The following is a 15,446-nucleotide window of genomic DNA, read 5'->3' on the forward strand; positions in this document are numbered from 1 at the left end:
CGCGAGCGCGGTGGCTTCCCGACGCGGAGCAGGTCTTTGGTCCTACTCCCCGAGTCCCGACAGGTCGGCGATCCGGCGCAGCTGGGCGGCCCGCTCGGCGGCCTCCTGCTCGGCGAACGTCCGGCCGGCGGCCGCGCCCAGCAGGGCCTTGATCTCGATCACCGCGTCCCGCGCGCCTTCGAGGACCGCCGCGGCGAGGTCGTTGGCGGCGTCGTCGAGCTCTGCCCGCGGTACCACCACATTCGCCAGGCCGATCTGCGCGGCCTCGGCGGCCAGCACGCGCCGCCCGGTCACGCACAGCTCGAGGGCCTTGGCGTAGCCGACCAGCTCGACCAGGCGCTTGGTGCCGCCGAGGTCGGGCACCAGGCCCAGCTTGATCTCGGCCATGCTGAACGAGACGTCCTCCGCGGCCACGCGGAAGTCGCAGGCCAGGGCGATCTGGAAGCCGGCCCCGATGGCGTGGCCCTGCACGGCCGCGATGGAAATCAGCGACGGGCGGCGCAGCCACGCGAACGCCTCCTGGAAGGAGGCGATCTGCGCGTCGCCGTCCGGCGCGGTGGCCAGCGCGCCGAGGTTCGTCGCGGCGGCCTTGGTGTCGAGCCCGGCTGAAAAGGCCCGACCCTCGCCCCGCACGACGACCACCCGCACGTCGCCCGGCAGGTTCCGCCCGAAGTCCCGCAGGTCGGCCCACAGCTTCGGGGTCTGTGCGTTGAGAACCTGGGGCCGGCACAACGTCACCGTCGCGACCGGCCCGTCGAGGTCGAATCGCGCCTCTCCCGAATCGGGATCGGCGCTGGCCGAGGAGAGTTCGGTACTCACGCCTTCTTGCGGCGCCGGGCGCCGCCGCGCTGACGAAGCTGCACACCGGATTCGGTCAACACGCGGTGCACGAATCCATAGGAACGGCCAGTAGAAGCGGCGAGGGCACGGATACTCTCACCGTTCGTGTACCGCTTCACGAGGTCCTTCGCCAGCGTCTGTCTTTCGGCGCCGATGATCCGGCGACCCTTCTCGGTGCTGGTGGTGGCGGTGGCTGCCATGCTGATCCCTCACGTCCCAGACAGAGCGGTTGGTGCGGTCCCACCTATTAGACCGCCTCGAACGATCATGCGCTAGATATCGACGGGACGCCAACCGACACGCAGAGCATTGTCGCCTACCCGATACGGTGGTGCGCCGTGATGAGCGAACCACCCGCCGAAGCCCGCACCGCTGCGTACCGTGAGCGCCGCGACGCGCTGCGCTGGCTGCTGCTGGGCGTGGCCGGGCTGGCCCTCGCCGCCCTTGCGGTGCAGCTAGACGCCCGCCTGGGCACCGCCAGCGCCCCTTTCCTCGGCAGGTACAAGATCCGGGTCGGGGCGGGTACGCTCCTGGCGCCCGCCGTCGCCGCGGTGACGCTGTGGCTCGCCGTGTCGGGCCGGTTCACCCGGCTGAGATGGCACGAAATTCAGCTATTCGGGTACACGGTGGGGCTGGCGTGGGCAATCGCTTTGGCGCTTGTCGATGGTTGGTCCGGCCTTACGAAAGCCCTCGGCTCCCCGGAGGAATATCTGGGCGACGTAAGGCAGGTGGGTGACGCTCCCCTGGCATACCTCAGACATTTCACGGGCGACGCGACGTACCACTCGGTAGCCTCCCTCGGCCATCCGCCCGGCCCCGTGCTCTTTTTGTGGGCGCTGCAGCAAATCGGGGTCACCAACCACATTGTCCTCGGATTCCTGATCACCGCCGTATCGGTGCTGGCCATTCCCCTGGTGCTCGCCGCGGTGCGCGACTCGGTCGGCGAGGAGGCGGCCCGCCGCTACCTGCCGGTCCTCGTCCTGGCCCCGTACGCGATCTGGACCGCGGTCAGCCTCGACGGCCTGGTGGCGGTGCTCGGCGCCGCCGCCATCGTCTCCGGCCTGCGCGCGAGCCGCCGCAGGGTCCGCGGCTGGGCCGCCATCGGCTGGGCCCTGCTGGCCGGCCTGCTGATCGGCGTGGCGTCGCTGTTCTCCTACTCCGCCCCCTGGCTGGGCCTCTCCCTCGTCTGCGTCTACTTCGCCCGCCGCCGCGCCTCCCTGAACGCGCTCAGCGGCATCGGCGCGCTGCTGCCCGTCCTGGGTTTCCAGCTGCTCGGCTTCGGCTGGGCCGACGGCCTGGTGGCGGCGGAGACGGACTACGCGGCGAGGGTCGCGCCGTACCGCTCGGTCCTGTGGTGGAGCGCGATCAGCGTGGTGGTGCTCCTCCTGGCCACCGGCCCGCCCCTCTACGCCAGCGCCCGCAAGATCCGCAACACCGCCATGTGGCCGTTCCTGGTCGGTGCCGGTGCCGCGGTCGTCTTCTCGATCGCGGCCGGCCTGGCCCGGGGCGGCGTCGAGCACGCCTGGCTGCCGTTCTTCCCGTGGCTGACGGTGGCCGCGGTCGCACCGGAACGCCCGGGCGGCGACCCGCCCCCGAGCCCGCTGCTGCTGGTGGGCATCGGCGCGATCGTGGCCGTCGTGATCGAGGCCCTCCTGATCACACCGTGGTGAACCTGATCACACCTTGGGAAAAACGCCCGTCAGCGCCGGGCGAAACGGGAGGCCCCGGGCCAGCTCCGCCGTGCCAAGATCACCCGACATGTCGGGCGCTGGCGCGCCACGACATGTCGCTTTTATACCCTGACAGGCGATAAATCTGACATGTCGTGGCACGAAGTGCCCGACATGTCGAAAAGGCGCGAAACGGGCGTGAGCCGGGCGCGAGAAAGCGCGAAAGGTGGGAAAGCCGGATCAGGCGAGCTCGACGAGCTCCAGCAGGTCGTCGCTCCAGGCGTCCTCGACCCCGTCGGGCAGCAGGATGGCGCGGTCCGGCTTCAGGGCCTGCACGGCGCCCGGGTCGTGGGTGACCAGGACGATGGCGCCCGGGTACCGCGCGATGGCGTCCAGCACCTGCTCCCGGCTCACCGGGTCGAGGTTGTTGGTCGGCTCGTCGAGCAGCAGCACGTTCGCCCCCGAACACACCAGGGTGGCCAGGGCCAGGCGGGTCTTCTCGCCGCCGGAGAGCACGCCCGCCGGCTTGTCGACGTCGTCGCCGGTGAACAGGAACGCGCCGAGGATCTTGCGTAGCTCGGTGTCGTTCTGTTCCGGGGCGGCCGAGCGCATGATCTCGAGGATCGTGCGGTCGACCTCGAGCTGCTCGTGCTCCTGGGCGTAGTACCCCCGCTGCAGCCCGTGCCCGGGGGTCACCTCCCCGGTGTCGGGAACGAGCTCGCCCGCGAGCATCCGCAGGAGGGTGGTCTTGCCGGCGCCGTTGAGCCCGAGGATGGCCACCCGCGAGCCGCGGTCCACGGCCACGCTGACGTCCATGAAGATCTCGAGCGAGCCGTAGGACTTGGACAGGCCGCGGGCGGTCAGCGGGGTCTTGCCGCAGGACTTCGGCTCGGGGAAGCGCACCTTGGCCACCTTGTCGGCGGCGCGCACGTCCTCCAGCCCGTCGAGCATCCGCTCGGCCCGGCGGGCCATGTTCTGCGCGGCGACCGTCTTGGTGGCCTTGGCCCGCATCTTGTCGGCCTGGGCGAGCAGGGCGCCGGCCTTCTTCTCGGCGTTGGCCCGCTCGCGCTTGCGGCGCTTCTCGTCGGTCTCGCGCTGCTGCTGGTACAGCTTCCAGCCGACGTTGTAGAAGTCGATGGTCGAGCGGTTGGCGTCGAGGTACCACACCTTGTTGACGATCGCGTCGAGCATGTCGACGTCGTGGGAGATCACGACCAGGCCGCCCTTGTGGCTGGACAGGAAGCCGCGCAGCCACGCGATGGAGTCGGCGTCGAGGTGGTTGGTCGGCTCGTCGAGCAGCAGGATGCCGCCGCCGGTGGCGCTGGCGTCGCGGAAGAGGATGCGGGCCAGCTCGATGCGGCGGCGCTGGCCGCCCGACATCGTGCCGATGGTCTGGGCGAGCACCCGGTCGGGCAGGCCGAGGTTGGCGCAGATCCGGGCGGCCTCGGCCTCGGCCGCGTAGCCGCCCAGCCCGGCGAACTGGTCCTCCAGCTGCCCGTAGCGGCGGATGAGCTTCTCGTCGTCGCCGAGGCGCTCCTCGAGGGCCTTCATCTCGGCGTAGATGGTGTCCAGGCCACGGGCGGACAGCACCCGGTCGCGCGCGGTCACCTCGAGGTCGCCGGTGCGCGGGTCCTGGGGCAGGTACCCGACGGGCCCGCGCCGCTCCACCTGCCCGGCGTGCGGCGTGCCCTCGCCCGCGAGGACCTTGAGCGTGGTGGTCTTGCCGGCGCCGTTGCGCCCCACGAGGCCGATGCGGTCGCCGGGCTGGACGCGCAGGTTGATGTCGCTGAGCAGGATACGCGCGCCGGCGCGCAGCTCGAGGCCGTTGGCCGTGATCACAGCTGGAACTCACTCTCGGGCAGAGACAGGAAAAGGACAGACTCCGGACGCAGTAGCGTCGGTCACTCCCTCTGCGCGATCACGACGATATTCTACCGTGCGATCCGGGCGACCCCGCCACACGATTACGTCACAAGATCATCGGGTACCTCCGGATCGCGCAGCGCCGGTCGATACCAACCCCCTGAGGTGTGCGATGGAGTTCAACGACGATGCCGATCTCGACACCAACCAGGTCAGCGACCAGCGCGGATCGGGCGGTGGCGGAAGCGGCTTCGGCGGCTTCGGCGGCGGCCTGGGCGGCATCCCGATCCCGATCGGTGGTGGCCGGGGCGGGCTGATCATCACCGTCATCATCCTGGCGATCGTGTGCTGCGGCGGATACTTCGGCCGCGGCCTGATCGGCGGCGGGGGCGGGGGCGGCAGCAACCGGGGTGACAACACCAACATCAACAAGCAGTGCGACAAGTCCAACGCGGACCGGTTCAAGAACGCCGACTGCCGCAACGTCCTCTACATCAACTCCGTCCAGGCGTACTGGAAGGACGAGATGCCGAAGGCGTTCGGCAAGCAGTACCAGCCCGCCAAGACGGTGTTCTTCAGCCAGAAGGTCAGCACCGGCTGCGGCGCCGCCGACTCCGGCGTCGGGCCGTTCTACTGCCCCGCCGACAGCCAGGTGTACATCGACCTGACCTTCTACAACGAGCTCTCCAGCCGCTTCGGCGCCAAGGGCGAGTTCGCCGCGCCGTACGTGATCGCCCACGAGTACGGCCACCACGTCCAGAACCTCCTGGGCACCAACGCCCAGGCCCAGCAGGGCGCCCAGCAGGGGGCGAGCTCGGCCTCGGTGCGCCTGGAGCTGCAGGCCGACTGCTACGCCGGCACGTGGGCCAACCACGCCACGCAGACCAAGGACCCGAAGGGCCAGGCGCTGTTCAAGTCCATCTCCGAGCAGGACGTGGCCGAGGCCGTGCAGGCCGCCGAGGCCATCGGCGACGACACCATCCAGAAGAAGGCCGGCGGCAAGGTCAACCCCGACGGGTTCACCCACGGCACGTCCGCCCAGCGCAAGAAGTGGTTCCTGCAGGGGTACAACACGGGCGACCCGCGCCAGTGCGACACGTTCCACGCCAGCACCCTGTGATCGACCGCCTCCGGCAGACGTTCGGCGCGGCCGCTGACCCCCAGCGCGCCGCGCCGATGCGCGCCTACATGCGCGAGCAGTTCCCGTTCCTGGGCATCCCGAGCCCGGCCCGCGCGGCCCTGAGCCGCCCGCTGCTGCGGGGCCCGTTCTCGGAGGCCGACCTGCGGGAGACGGCGCGGGCCTGCTGGGCGCTGCCGGAGCGGGAGTACCAGTACTTCGCCTGCGACCTGCTGCGCCGCCACGCCAAGGCACTCACCCCGGCCTCGATGCCCCTGCTGCGCGAGCTGGTCACCACCAAGCCCTGGTGGGACACGGTCGACGTCCTGGCCGCGCACGTCGCCGGCCCGATGGTCCGGGCCCACCCCGGGCTTGTGTCCACCATGGACGAGTGGACCCGCGAGGGCACCGACCACTGGCTGGTGCGCACGGCGATCCTGCACCAGTTGCGGTACCGGGAAAGCCTCGATTTCGCCCGTCTGAGCGACTATTGCCGGCGCTGGGCCGCCGAGCCCGACTTCTTCATCCGCAAGGCGATCGGCTGGGCCCTGCGCGAGCACGCCAAGACGGACCCGGCCGCGGTGCGCGGCTTCGTGGCCGCGCACCCGGACCTGTCCCCGCTCTCCGTGCGGGAGGCGCTCAAGAACCTGGGACCAGCAGCAGGACCGCCAGCACCGCAATGACCGCGCTGGACACCAGCGCCGTCCACATCCGCCCGCGGGCCCCGGTGAGCAGCCGCCCGAGCAGCGAGCCTCCCCCGGCGAGCAGCAGCTGCCAGCTGGCCGAGGCGGCGAACGCGGCGGCCACCCAGAGCGCCTCGGCCCCGGCCGGGAGCCCGTCGTCGGCCCGGCGGCCGAGGACGAGCGCCCCGAAGTACACGATCGTGGCCGGGTTGAGCAGCGTGAGGCCGAGGAGCGTGAGGTACGCCCCGCCGGGCCGGCCCGTCCGCCCGTCCGCCGGCCGCGCGGTCGCCCGCTCACCCCGGTGCCGCAGCGCGTCCCGGGCCGTCTTCACCGCGAGCGCGAGGAGCACGACGGCGGCCACCCACCGTAACGGGGTGGAGATCGGGGCGATGACGCCGGCGAGCGCGGCCCCGCCGAGCACCGCCACGACGGCGTACAGCCCGTCCGCGGTCGCCACCCCCAACGCCGCGGCGGCCCCCACCCGCAGGGAGGTCCGCGCGGCGAGCGTGACGATGAGCGCGCCGATCGCCCCGACCGGGATCGCGACGCCGTACCCGGCGAGCAGGCCGCTCACGACCGCCTCGCCGACCCCGGCGCTCACGCCAGGACCTCCGCAACGCTGCGGCCCCGACGTGAGGAACTGAGCCAATGGCGAGCGGCCCCTCCGCTCCGCCCCGGGCCGCTCACGCCGGGACCTCCGCAACGCTGCGGCCCCGGCGCGAGGAACTGAGCCCATGGTGAGCGGCCCCTCCGCTCCGCTCCGGACCGCTCACGCCTGCTGCTTGCGGCTCGCCTCTCCACCAACGGCGACGGGCTGTCCGGGCGGCAACGAGATCCGGTATCGACTCATGCCGCGCATCATCGCGGCCCGGCCGATCGCCCCGCCAACAATTTTTCTAAACCCCGCGGCGCACCGCGTGCGTCTACTGGGCGGACTTGCCACGGAGGGGAGACGACGCTGGTGCGGGTCGACGATGAACGCGAGTACGTCGAGTACGTGGAGGCCCACCTGCCGCGGCTGTACCGGGTCGCGGTGCTCGTGCTCGGCGAGCGGCACCGGGCCGAGGACGCGGTGCAGAGCGCGCTGACGACGCTGTACCGGCGCTGGTCGCGCCGTGCGGACGTGGCCAACCTCGACGCGTACGTGCACTCGATGGTGGTGCGGGCCTGCCTGTCCGATCAGCGGCGGCCGTGGACGCGGGTGTTCCTGGGCGGCGCCCCGCCCGACATCGGGGTCGACGCCGGGACCGGCGCGGTCGACGACCGGCTGGCGGTGCGGCAGGCGCTGCGGCGGCTGCCCGAGCGGCAGCGGCTCGTGGTGGCGCTGCGGTTCCTGTGCGACATGTCGGTGGCCGACGTCGCGGAGGTGCTCGGGCGGTCCGAGGGCACGATCAAGGCGCAGACGTCGGTGGCGCTGCGCACGCTGCGGGGAATGTTCGATGCGCCGGACCCGGGCGCGCAACTGCGGGCGAGGAGGCCAGCGTGAGCCCCGAGGAAGTGCTGCAGTCGTACGCCGAGCAGGACGTCGAGCCGGGCCGGATGAGCGCCGACGAGGTGCTGCGGACCGCGCGGGCCACCGTGCGCCGCGGCCGGGCGCGGGTCGTCGTCGTGGCCGGCGCCGCCGCGCTGCTCGTGCTGGCCGGGGTGGCGTTCGCGCTGCCCTCGCGGCGGCCCGACCGGGGGCTGCCCGCGGTACCGCCGTCCGCCGGCGCCTCGGCCAGCCCGGCGGCCCGGGTCTGGCCGCCCGCGGTGACCGGATCGGCGGCGCCGCTGACGTGCACGCCGTCGGCGCTGCCCGAGATGCCCGGCGACACGCCCCTCAAGCGGACGGTGGACGCGATCGACCCGACCGGCCGGTGGATCGTCGGGCACTCCTCGCTCGGCCTGCTGGTCTGGCACGACGACAAGGTCACCAACCCGGTCCCGCGCTTCGTGCCCGCGGCGGTCAACGCGTCGGGCGCCATCGGCGGGTTCGAGGTGCAGGCGGACGGCAAGAAGCGCGCCGCGATCGTCCGCGGCGGCGGCATCACCCGGCTGCCCCTGCCGGACGGCGGCGTCTCGAGCCAGGTGTTCGCCATCGACGCCAACGGCGACGCGCTCGGCAGCGCCACGATCGAGGGCAAGGCGACGTGGGAGTACTACCTGCCGGTGGTGTGGCCGGCGGCGGGCGGCGTGGTCCCGGTGGTCGCCCCGCCGGACCTGCAGCCGAAGGACTCCACCCCGGTCGGCGCGAGCGCCCTGAGCGACGACGGCGTCATGCTCGGCTGGGTGGAGCGGGACCACAGGTTGGTCACGTACCGCTGGAACCTCGACGGCACCGGCACCGTGCTGGAGGACAGCCCGGTCTTCCAGGCCTACCGGGTGGCGGGCGACTGGGTCGTCGGCGAGGGGAAGGTCGGCCCCGCCGACGTCACCACGGTCGCCACGGCGCACGCGCGCTGGAACCGGCGGACGGGCACGGCCGACGCCATGGGTGCCTTCCAGACGATCGGCCTGAGTGCGACCGGGCGGGCGTTCGGCGTGCGCGACACCGCGGACTTCCGCCCGGCGGTCTGGCACGACGGCACCGTCACGGCGCTGCCGCTGCGCAACCCCGCCCGCGGCGAAGTGCTCGGCGGCGGCATCTCCGCCGACGGCCGGACCATCGTGGCCGGCACCGGCACACGGGAGGGCAAGGACGGCCCGATCGACATCACCCGCTGGACCTGCTGATCAGACCCAAACGCGGGCAGCACCGTCACACGGTGCTGCCCGCGCAGGCGTTGAAGCGGGTCAGACGTTGAAGCCCAGGGCGCGCAGCTGGTCGCGGCCCTCGTCGGTGATCTTGTCCGGGCCCCACGGCGGGAGCCAGACCCAGTTGATGCGGATGTCCGAGACCAGTCCGCCGCCCGGGCCCGTGCACAGGGCCTGGCGGGCCTGGTCCTCGATGACGTCCGTCAGGGGGCAGGCGGCGGACGTCAGGGTCATGTCCAGCGTCGCGACGTTCTCCTCGTCGACGTGGATGCCGTAGACGAGGCCCAAGTCGACGACGTTGATGCCCAGCTCCGGGTCGACGACGTCCTTCATCGCCTCTTCGATGTCGGCCAGGACCGCGGTCATGCTTTCTCCTCAGAAGGTTCCGAACCGGCGCGTGCCAGGGCGTCCTTGTAGGCCATCCACGGCAGCAGGGCGCACTTTACGCGCGCCGGGTACTTCGCGACGCCGGCGAACGCCACCGCGTCCTCCAGCAGCTCCTCGTCCGGCTCGACCTGGCCGCGGCCGCCCATCAGCTCGGCGAAGGCCTCGTGGCGGCGCAGGGACTCCTCGACCGTCGCGCCCTTGATCAGGTCGTGCAGGACGCTGGCGGAGGCCTGGCTGATGGAGCAGCCCATGCCCTCGTACGAGATGTCGGCGACGTTGCCGGCCTTCAGCGCGACCCGCAGGGTCACCTCGTCGCCGCAGGTCGGGTTGACGTGGTGGGCCTCGGCGTCGTAGGGCTCGCGCAGGCCGCGGCCGTGCGGGCGCTTGTAGTGATCCAGGATGATCTCCTGGTACAGCTGGTCGATCTGCATCAGGCGAAGACCTTCCGGACCCGCTCGACGCCGCGGATGAGCGCGTCGATCTCGTCGGTCGTCGTATACAGGTAGAAGGAGGCCCTCGTGGTCGCCGGGACGCCGAAGCGCACGCAGGTCGGGCGGGCGCAGTGGTGGCCGACGCGGACCTGCACGCCCCCGTCGTCCAGGATCTGGCCGACGTCGTGCGGGTGGACGCCCTCGACGGTGAAGGAGATCGTGGCGCCGCGGTCGACCGTCGACTCCGGGCCGATGATGCGCACGCCGGGGACCGACCGCAGCGCATCCAGGGCGTACGCCGTGATGGCCTTCTCGTGGGCGACGACGTTGTCCATGCCGATGGCGGCGAGGTAGTCCACGGCCGCGCCGAGGCCCACGGCCTGGGCGATCGGCGGGGTGCCAGCCTCGAAGCGGGCCGGCGGCGGCATGAACGTGGTGCCGGTCATCGACACCGTCTCGATCATCGAGCCGCCGCCCAGGAACGGGGGCATCGCGTCGAGCAGCTCGAAGCGGCCCCACAGGGCGCCGATGCCGGTCGGGCCGAGCATCTTGTGGCCGGTGAAGGCGATGAAGTCGGCACCCAGCGCGGCGGCGTCCACCGGCACGTGCGGGACCGACTGGGAGCCGTCGAGCAGCACCAGGGCGCCGACCTCGCGGGCCTTGGCCACCAGGAGCTCGACCGGGTTGATCGTGCCCAGGATGTTGGAGTAGTGCACGAACGCCACGAGCTTGGTGCGCGGGTTGATCAGCTCGTCGATGTCCGACAGGTCCAGCCGGCCCTCGTCGGTCAGGCCGAACCAGCGCAGCGTCGCGCCGGTGCGCTGGGCGAGCAGCTGCCACGGCACGATGTTGGAGTGGTGCTCCATCTCGGTCACGACGATCTCGTCGCCGGGTCCGAGACGCAGGCGCGGGTCGTCGGCGGTGGCGCTGAACGCGTGGGCGACGAGGTTGATCGCCTCGGTCGAATTCTTCGTGAAGACGATCTCGGCCGCGGTGGTGGCCCCGATGAAGCCCGCGATCTTCTCGCGGGCCCCCTCGAACGCCTCCGTCGACTCGGTGCCCAGGGTGTGCACCGACCGGGCCACGTTGGCGTTGTGCCGCTCGTAGTGCTCACGCACCGCGTCGATCACCTGGCGCGGTTTCTGCGAGGTGTTCCCGGAGTCCAGGTACACCAGCGGGTGGCCGTTGACGGTCCGGTCCAGGATCGGGAAGTCCTTGCGGACAGTCTCGACGTCGAATGCGTTCAAAGGTCTGCCCCTAAGCGATGGAGGCCGTGCCGGCGTCGGCCTGGAAGCGCTCGTACCCGGTGGTTTCGAGCTGCTCGGCGAGCTCGGGCCCGCCCTCTTCCACGATCCGTCCGTCGACGAACACGTGGACGTAGTCCGGCTTGATGTACCGCAGGATGCGCGTGTAGTGGGTGATGAGCAGCAGCCCGGTGTTGCCCTGCTCGCGGACCCGGTTGACGCCCTCGCTCACGATCCGCAGGGCGTCGATGTCCAGGCCCGAGTCGGTCTCGTCCAGCACCGCGATCTTCGGCTTGAGCAGCTCCAGCTGCATGATCTCGTGGCGCTTCTTCTCGCCGCCGGAGAAGCCCTCGTTGACGTTGCGCTGGGCGAACGCCGGGTCCATCTGCAGCTTCTCCATCGCGCCGCGCAGCTCGCCGGCCCAGGTGCGCAGCTTCGGCGCCTCGCCGTCGATGGCGGTCTTGGCGGTGCGCAGGAAGTTGGCCACCGAGACGCCGGGGACCTCCACGGGGTACTGCATCGCCAGGAACAGCCCGGCGCGGGCCCGCTCGTCGACGGTCATCGCCAGCACGTCCTGGCCGTCGAGGGTCACCGAGCCGCCGGTGACCTGGTACTTCGGGTGGCCGGCGATCGAATACGCGAGGGTGGACTTGCCGGAGCCGTTCGGCCCCATGATCGCGTGGGTCTCCCCGGCGCGCACGGTGAGGTCGACCCCGGCGAGGATCGGCTTGAGCTCGCCATCGGGCAGCTTGACCGAGACCTGCAGGTTGCTGATCGAGAGCTCGCTCACTTGAAGACTCCGTTGCTCGGGTTCAGATCGATGTAGACGTCGCCGTCGCGGACCTCGACGGGGTACACCGGGACCGGCTCGGTGGCCGGGAGGCCGGTCGGCTCGCCGGTGCGCAGGTCGAAGCGCGAGCCGTGCAGCCAGCACTCCAGGGTGCAGCCCTCGATCTCGCCCTCCGACAGCGGCACCGCGGCGTGCGAGCACTCGTCGTAGACGGCGTAGAAGTTGTCGTCGTCGGCGTGGACCAGCGCGATCTCGGTCCCCTCGACCGTGACCTGGACAGCCTCGCCCTTGGCCACCTCGGCGGCCGCGCAGACACGGATCATGCCCCGGCCTCTTCCAGCCGGGCCTCGATGGCCGCGCCGAGCCGGTCGCGCAGCTGCTCGACCGGGACCTTCTGCAGCAGCTCGTGGAAGAAGCCGCGCACGACGAGCTTGCGGGCCTGCTCGTCCGGGATGCCCCGGGACATGAGGTAGAACAGCTGCTCGTCGTCGAAGCGGCCGGTGGCGCTCGCGTGGCCGGCGCCGGCCACCTCGCCGGTCTCGATCTCCAGGTTGGGCACCGAGTCGGCGCGCGCCCCGTCGGTCAGGATCAGGTTGCGGTTGATCTCGTAGGTGTCGGTGCCGGTCGCCTCGGCCCGGATCAGCACGTCGCCGACCCACACCGTGTGCGCGTCGGCGCCCTGCAGCGCGCCGCGGTAGGCGACGTTGCTGCGGCAGTCGGGCACCGAGTGGTCGACGAGGAGCCGGTGCTCGAAGTGCTGGCCGGCGTCGGCGAAGTACAGGCCGAACGCGTCGATCTCGCCGCCGCGGCCGGCGTAGTCGACGCTGGTGTACTGCCGCACGAGGTCGCCGCCGAGGGTCACCTGCACGTGGGTGACCCTGGCGTCCCGGCCGAGCCGGAAGCGCACGTGCTGGGCCTGGACGGCGTCGGCGGCCCAGTCGGTGACGGTGACCAGGGTGAGGCGGGCCCCGTCGCCGACGAGCACCTCGACGTTGTCGGCCAGCGTGACCGAGCCGGTCTGCTCGAGCACGACCGTGGCCTCCGCCAGCGCGCCGACCTCGACGACCGTGTGGCCGAACGCCGTCTCGGTGGTGGTGCCGACGAGCCGGACGACCGCCGGGGTCTCCAGCACCGCCTCGCGGGCCACCCCGATGACGAGGGCCTCGGTCGCGGCGCCGGCGGCCAGCGCGCTGATCCGGTCGAACGGGGTCAGCGCCGAGCCGACCCGGGGGTCGCCGCGGTCCACGGTGGTCACCGTGACGCCGGCCGGCAGCTCGCCCGCCTCGGCCTTGGGCGCGGTGGCGCCGGGTCCGGCGGTGGCGGTGGCCAGCCCGCGCAGGCGCTTGAGCGGCGTGAAGCGCCACTCCTCCTCACGGCCGGTGAGCGCCGGGAAGTCGGCGACGTCGAACGAGCGCACCTGCTGGGCGCGCGTCTTCGGGGGAACGAGGACGGGGGCGCTCATCCGACCGCGCCCTCCATCTGCAGCTCGATGAGCCGGTTGAGCTCCAACGCATACTCCATGGGCAGTTCCTTGGCGATCGGCTCGATGAAGCCGCGCACGATCATCGCCATCGCCTCGTCCTCGGTCAGGCCGCGCGACATCAGGTAGAACAGCTGGTCATCGCTGATCTTCGAGACGGTCGCCTCGTGCCCCATGGAGACGTCGTCCTCGCGGATGTCGACGTAGGGGTACGTGTCCGAGCGGGAGATGGTGTCCACCAGCAGCGCGTCGCACTTGACGGTGGACTTGGAGTGGTGCGAGCCCTCGAGCACCTGCACGAGGCCGCGGTACGACGTCCGCCCGCCCGCCCGCGCGATCGACTTCGACACGATGGTCGAGGAGGTGTGCGGGGCGGCGTGCACCATCTTCGCCCCGGCGTCCTGGTGCTGGCCCTCGCCGGCCATGGCCACGCTGAGCACCTCGCCCTTGGCGTGCTCGCCGGTCATGTAAACGGCCGGGTACTTCATGGTCACCTTCGACCCGAGGTTGCCGTCGATCCACTCCATCGTGGCGCCCTCGTGGCACACCGCCCGCTTGGTGACCAGGTTGTACACGTTGGTCGACCAGTTCTGGATGGTGGTGTACCGGCAGCGCGCGTTCTTCTTCACCACGATCTCGACCACGGCCGAGTGCAGCGAGTCCGACGAGTAGATGGGCGCGGTACAGCCCTCGACGTAGTGCACGTACGCACCCTCGTCGACGATGATGAGCGTCCGCTCGAACTGGCCCATGTTCTCGGTGTTGATCCGGAAGTACGCCTGCAGCGGGATCTCCACGTGCACGCCCTTCGGCACGTAGATGAAGCTCCCGCCGGACCACACCGAGGTGTTGAGCGAGGCGAACTTGTTGTCCCCGACCGGGATGACGGTGCCGAAGTACTCCTTGAAGAGCTCCTCATGCTCCTTCAGCGCCGTGTCGGTGTCCAGGAAGACCACGCCCTGCTCTTCGAGGTCCTCGCGGATCTTGTGATAGACGACTTCCGACTCGTACTGCGCGGCCACGCCCGCGATCAGCCGCTGCTTCTCGGCCTCGGGGATGCCCAGCTTGTCGTACGTGTTCTTGATGTCCTCGGGCAGCTCGTCCCAGCTGGCGGCCTGCTTCTCGGTGGAGCGCACGAAGTACTTGATGTTGTCGAAGTCGATGTGCGACAGGTCCGCGCCCCAGGCCGGCATCGGCTTGCGCCCGAACAGCCGCAGGCCCTTGAGCCGCAGGTCGAGCATCCACTCCGGCTCGCGTTTCTTCGCCGAGATGTCGCGCACGACGTCCTCGTTGAGGCCCCGGCGTGCCGAGGCCCCTGCGGTGTCGGAGTCGGCCCAGCCGTACTCGTACCGGCCGAGACCGGCAAGCTGATCGGCAGTCGTCATCTCACGATCCTTTGCCTATCGGAACGGGCTCCGGGCTCTACCCGGGCCGGAATATGGGTGGTGCAGACGCCGTCGCCGTTGGCGATGGTGGCGAGCCGCTGGACGTGCGTGCCGACCAGGCGCGAGATCACCTCGGTCTCGGCCTCGCACAGCTGGGAGAATTCCGCGGCCACGTGGGCCACCGGGCAGTGGTGCTGACACAGCTGTCCACCGGTGGCGATCGTGGTCGCGCCGGCAGCGTATCCCTCGGCCGTCAGCGCCCGCGCGAGGGCCTCGGCCCGGGCCAGCGGGTCCTCCCCCGCCTCCGCCATGGCCGCCCGGCAGCGCTCCTCGAGCGCGGTGACCTGCGCGGCGGCGAACTCGGCGACCTCGGCCGGCCCGCCGTGCTCGGCGATCCAGCGCAACGCGGCCGTGGCCAGCCCGTCGTAGGTGTGCGGCAGCGTCTCCCGGGCCGCCGCGGTGAGCGTGAACACCCGCGCCGGCCGCCCGCGCCCGCGCCGCCCGCGGTCGGGCCGCTCGCGGGACTCGACCAGCCCCTCGGCGAGCATCGCGTCGAGGTGCCGGCGCACCCCGGCCGGGCTCAGCCCGAGGGCGACCCCCAGCTCGGTCGCCGTGGCCGACCCCTGCTGGAGCAGCAGCTCGGTGACCCGGTCGCGGGTGCGCACGTCGAGCGGGGCCGGGCACGCCTGCACGCCATCGGGCGCGGGCGCACCTGGCACCTGCGCACGCGACACCGCGTCGGCGTTTTTCACAACACCAACGTTACGTAATTCGCCAACCGCGAGCAAACCACCGCCCGGGTGATCCACCGCACGGAAGGTAA

The 15,446-nt window shown here is 71.5% G+C and carries 17 protein-coding genes; 5 read left to right on the forward strand and 12 right to left on the reverse strand.

The annotated features are described in order from the left end of the window. Window positions 1–42 precede the first annotated feature (42 nt). Together AB0M46_RS14765 and AB0M46_RS14770 are read right to left on the reverse strand one after the other, a co-directional pair. Window positions 43–819 carry an enoyl-CoA hydratase/isomerase family protein gene (locus AB0M46_RS14765; protein ID WP_363336074.1) on the reverse strand — a complete coding sequence of 259 codons (777 nt, stop codon included), beginning with the start codon at window positions 817–819 and terminating at the stop codon, window positions 43–45. After that, a complete protein-coding gene (locus tag AB0M46_RS14770; RefSeq protein ID WP_223102223.1) occupies window positions 816–1,040 on the reverse strand; it encodes a helix-turn-helix domain-containing protein in 225 nt (74 codons plus the stop codon). The genes AB0M46_RS14765 and AB0M46_RS14770 overlap by 4 nt, the downstream gene beginning before the upstream one ends. 141 nt (window positions 1,041–1,181) lie before the next feature. Here AB0M46_RS14770 and AB0M46_RS14775 point away from each other — a divergent pair, with 141 nt between their 5' ends. After that, window positions 1,182–2,510 (forward strand): hypothetical protein, encoded by a 1,329-nt coding sequence (locus tag AB0M46_RS14775; RefSeq protein ID WP_363336076.1) that lies wholly within the window; start codon window positions 1,182–1,184, stop codon window positions 2,508–2,510. Window positions 2,511–2,750: 240 nt separating this feature from the next. Here AB0M46_RS14775 and AB0M46_RS14780 read toward each other — a convergent pair whose 3' ends face one another. After that, entirely contained in the window at window positions 2,751–4,349 is a 1,599-nt protein-coding gene (locus AB0M46_RS14780) for an ABC-F family ATP-binding cassette domain-containing protein (RefSeq protein ID WP_363336078.1), read from the reverse strand. Window positions 4,350–4,545: 196 nt separating this feature from the next. On the opposite strand from AB0M46_RS14780, the gene AB0M46_RS14785 reads away from it, so the two are divergent. Together AB0M46_RS14785 and AB0M46_RS14790 are read left to right on the forward strand one after the other, a co-directional pair. After that, window positions 4,546–5,493: a neutral zinc metallopeptidase gene (locus AB0M46_RS14785; protein WP_363336079.1), complete on the forward strand. Its 948-nt coding sequence runs from the start codon at window positions 4,546–4,548 to the stop codon at window positions 5,491–5,493. Then, window positions 5,490–6,173, forward strand: coding sequence for a DNA alkylation repair protein (locus AB0M46_RS14790; protein ID WP_363336080.1), 684 nt, complete (start codon window positions 5,490–5,492; stop codon window positions 6,171–6,173). The genes AB0M46_RS14785 and AB0M46_RS14790 overlap by 4 nt, the downstream gene beginning before the upstream one ends. Here the strand turns inward: AB0M46_RS14790 and AB0M46_RS14795 are convergent. Then, on the reverse strand, window positions 6,130–6,774 hold the full coding sequence (locus AB0M46_RS14795) for a LysE family transporter (protein ID WP_363336082.1): 645 nt from the start codon (window positions 6,772–6,774) through the stop codon (window positions 6,130–6,132). The genes AB0M46_RS14790 and AB0M46_RS14795 overlap by 44 nt on opposite strands. A gap of 360 nt (window positions 6,775–7,134) precedes the next feature. Here AB0M46_RS14795 and AB0M46_RS14800 point away from each other — a divergent pair, with 360 nt between their 5' ends. After that, entirely contained in the window at window positions 7,135–7,659 is a 525-nt protein-coding gene (locus AB0M46_RS14800) for a SigE family RNA polymerase sigma factor (protein ID WP_363336083.1), read from the forward strand. Continuing rightward, window positions 7,656–8,885 (forward strand): hypothetical protein, encoded by a 1,230-nt coding sequence (locus tag AB0M46_RS14805; protein WP_363336085.1) that lies wholly within the window; start codon window positions 7,656–7,658, stop codon window positions 8,883–8,885. The genes AB0M46_RS14800 and AB0M46_RS14805 overlap by 4 nt, the downstream gene beginning before the upstream one ends. Window positions 8,886–8,945: 60 nt before the next feature. Here the strand turns inward: AB0M46_RS14805 and AB0M46_RS14810 are convergent, their stop codons facing one another. The 8 genes from AB0M46_RS14810 to AB0M46_RS14845 are packed head-to-tail and all read right to left on the reverse strand — an operon-like array spanning window position 8,946 to window position 15,342. After that, on the reverse strand, window positions 8,946–9,272 hold the full coding sequence (locus AB0M46_RS14810) for a metal-sulfur cluster assembly factor (protein WP_238011286.1): 327 nt from the start codon (window positions 9,270–9,272) through the stop codon (window positions 8,946–8,948). Continuing rightward, window positions 9,269–9,724, reverse strand: a complete 456-nt coding sequence (gene sufU / locus AB0M46_RS14815) for a Fe-S cluster assembly sulfur transfer protein SufU (RefSeq protein WP_363336087.1) — start codon at window positions 9,722–9,724, stop codon at window positions 9,269–9,271. The genes AB0M46_RS14810 and sufU overlap by 4 nt, the downstream gene beginning before the upstream one ends. Then, entirely contained in the window at window positions 9,724–10,971 is a 1,248-nt protein-coding gene (locus AB0M46_RS14820) for a cysteine desulfurase (RefSeq protein WP_363336089.1), read from the reverse strand. Before AB0M46_RS14820 ends, sufU begins: the two co-directional genes overlap by 1 nt. A 10-nt stretch (window positions 10,972–10,981) precedes the next feature. After that, a complete protein-coding gene (gene sufC / locus AB0M46_RS14825; RefSeq protein WP_363336091.1) occupies window positions 10,982–11,758 on the reverse strand; it encodes a Fe-S cluster assembly ATPase SufC in 777 nt (258 codons plus the stop codon). After that, window positions 11,755–12,081: a bifunctional 3-phenylpropionate/cinnamic acid dioxygenase ferredoxin subunit gene (locus tag AB0M46_RS14830; protein ID WP_363336093.1), complete on the reverse strand. Its 327-nt coding sequence runs from the start codon at window positions 12,079–12,081 to the stop codon at window positions 11,755–11,757. The genes sufC and AB0M46_RS14830 overlap by 4 nt, the downstream gene beginning before the upstream one ends. Beyond that, entirely contained in the window at window positions 12,078–13,220 is a 1,143-nt protein-coding gene (gene sufD / locus AB0M46_RS14835) for a Fe-S cluster assembly protein SufD (RefSeq protein WP_363336095.1), read from the reverse strand. The genes AB0M46_RS14830 and sufD overlap by 4 nt, the downstream gene beginning before the upstream one ends. After that, entirely contained in the window at window positions 13,217–14,623 is a 1,407-nt protein-coding gene (gene sufB, locus AB0M46_RS14840) for a Fe-S cluster assembly protein SufB (RefSeq protein WP_363336097.1), read from the reverse strand. The genes sufD and sufB overlap by 4 nt, the downstream gene beginning before the upstream one ends. Continuing rightward, a complete protein-coding gene (locus AB0M46_RS14845) occupies window positions 14,620–15,342 on the reverse strand; it encodes an ArsR family transcriptional regulator (protein WP_363336186.1) in 723 nt (240 codons plus the stop codon). Before AB0M46_RS14845 ends, sufB begins: the two co-directional genes overlap by 4 nt. Window positions 15,343–15,446 lie beyond the last annotated feature (104 nt).

Origin of the sequence: Dactylosporangium sp. NPDC051485, from assembly GCF_040682015.1 — a bacterium.
In the GTDB taxonomy this organism is placed as follows: domain Bacteria; phylum Actinomycetota; class Actinomycetes; order Mycobacteriales; family Micromonosporaceae; genus Dactylosporangium.

What these genes read in the sequence shown, in the direction of transcription:
- AB0M46_RS14770 (WP_223102223.1), bottom strand. Translation starts at nt 1,040, where the DNA reads ATGGCAGCCACCGCCACCACCAGCACCGAGAAGGGTCGCCGGATCATC.
- AB0M46_RS14775 (WP_363336076.1), top strand. Translation starts at nt 1,182, where the DNA reads ATGAGCGAACCACCCGCCGAAGCCCGCACCGCTGCGTACCGTGAGCGC.
- AB0M46_RS14785 (WP_363336079.1), top strand. Translation starts at nt 4,546, where the DNA reads ATGGAGTTCAACGACGATGCCGATCTCGACACCAACCAGGTCAGCGAC.
- AB0M46_RS14810 (WP_238011286.1), bottom strand. Translation starts at nt 9,272, where the DNA reads ATGACCGCGGTCCTGGCCGACATCGAAGAGGCGATGAAGGACGTCGTC.
- sufU (WP_363336087.1), bottom strand. Translation starts at nt 9,724, where the DNA reads ATGCAGATCGACCAGCTGTACCAGGAGATCATCCTGGATCACTACAAG.
- AB0M46_RS14830 (WP_363336093.1), bottom strand. Translation starts at nt 12,081, where the DNA reads ATGATCCGTGTCTGCGCGGCCGCCGAGGTGGCCAAGGGCGAGGCTGTC.
- sufD (WP_363336095.1), bottom strand. Translation starts at nt 13,220, where the DNA reads ATGAGCGCCCCCGTCCTCGTTCCCCCGAAGACGCGCGCCCAGCAGGTG.
- sufB (WP_363336097.1), bottom strand. Translation starts at nt 14,623, where the DNA reads ATGACGACTGCCGATCAGCTTGCCGGTCTCGGCCGGTACGAGTACGGC.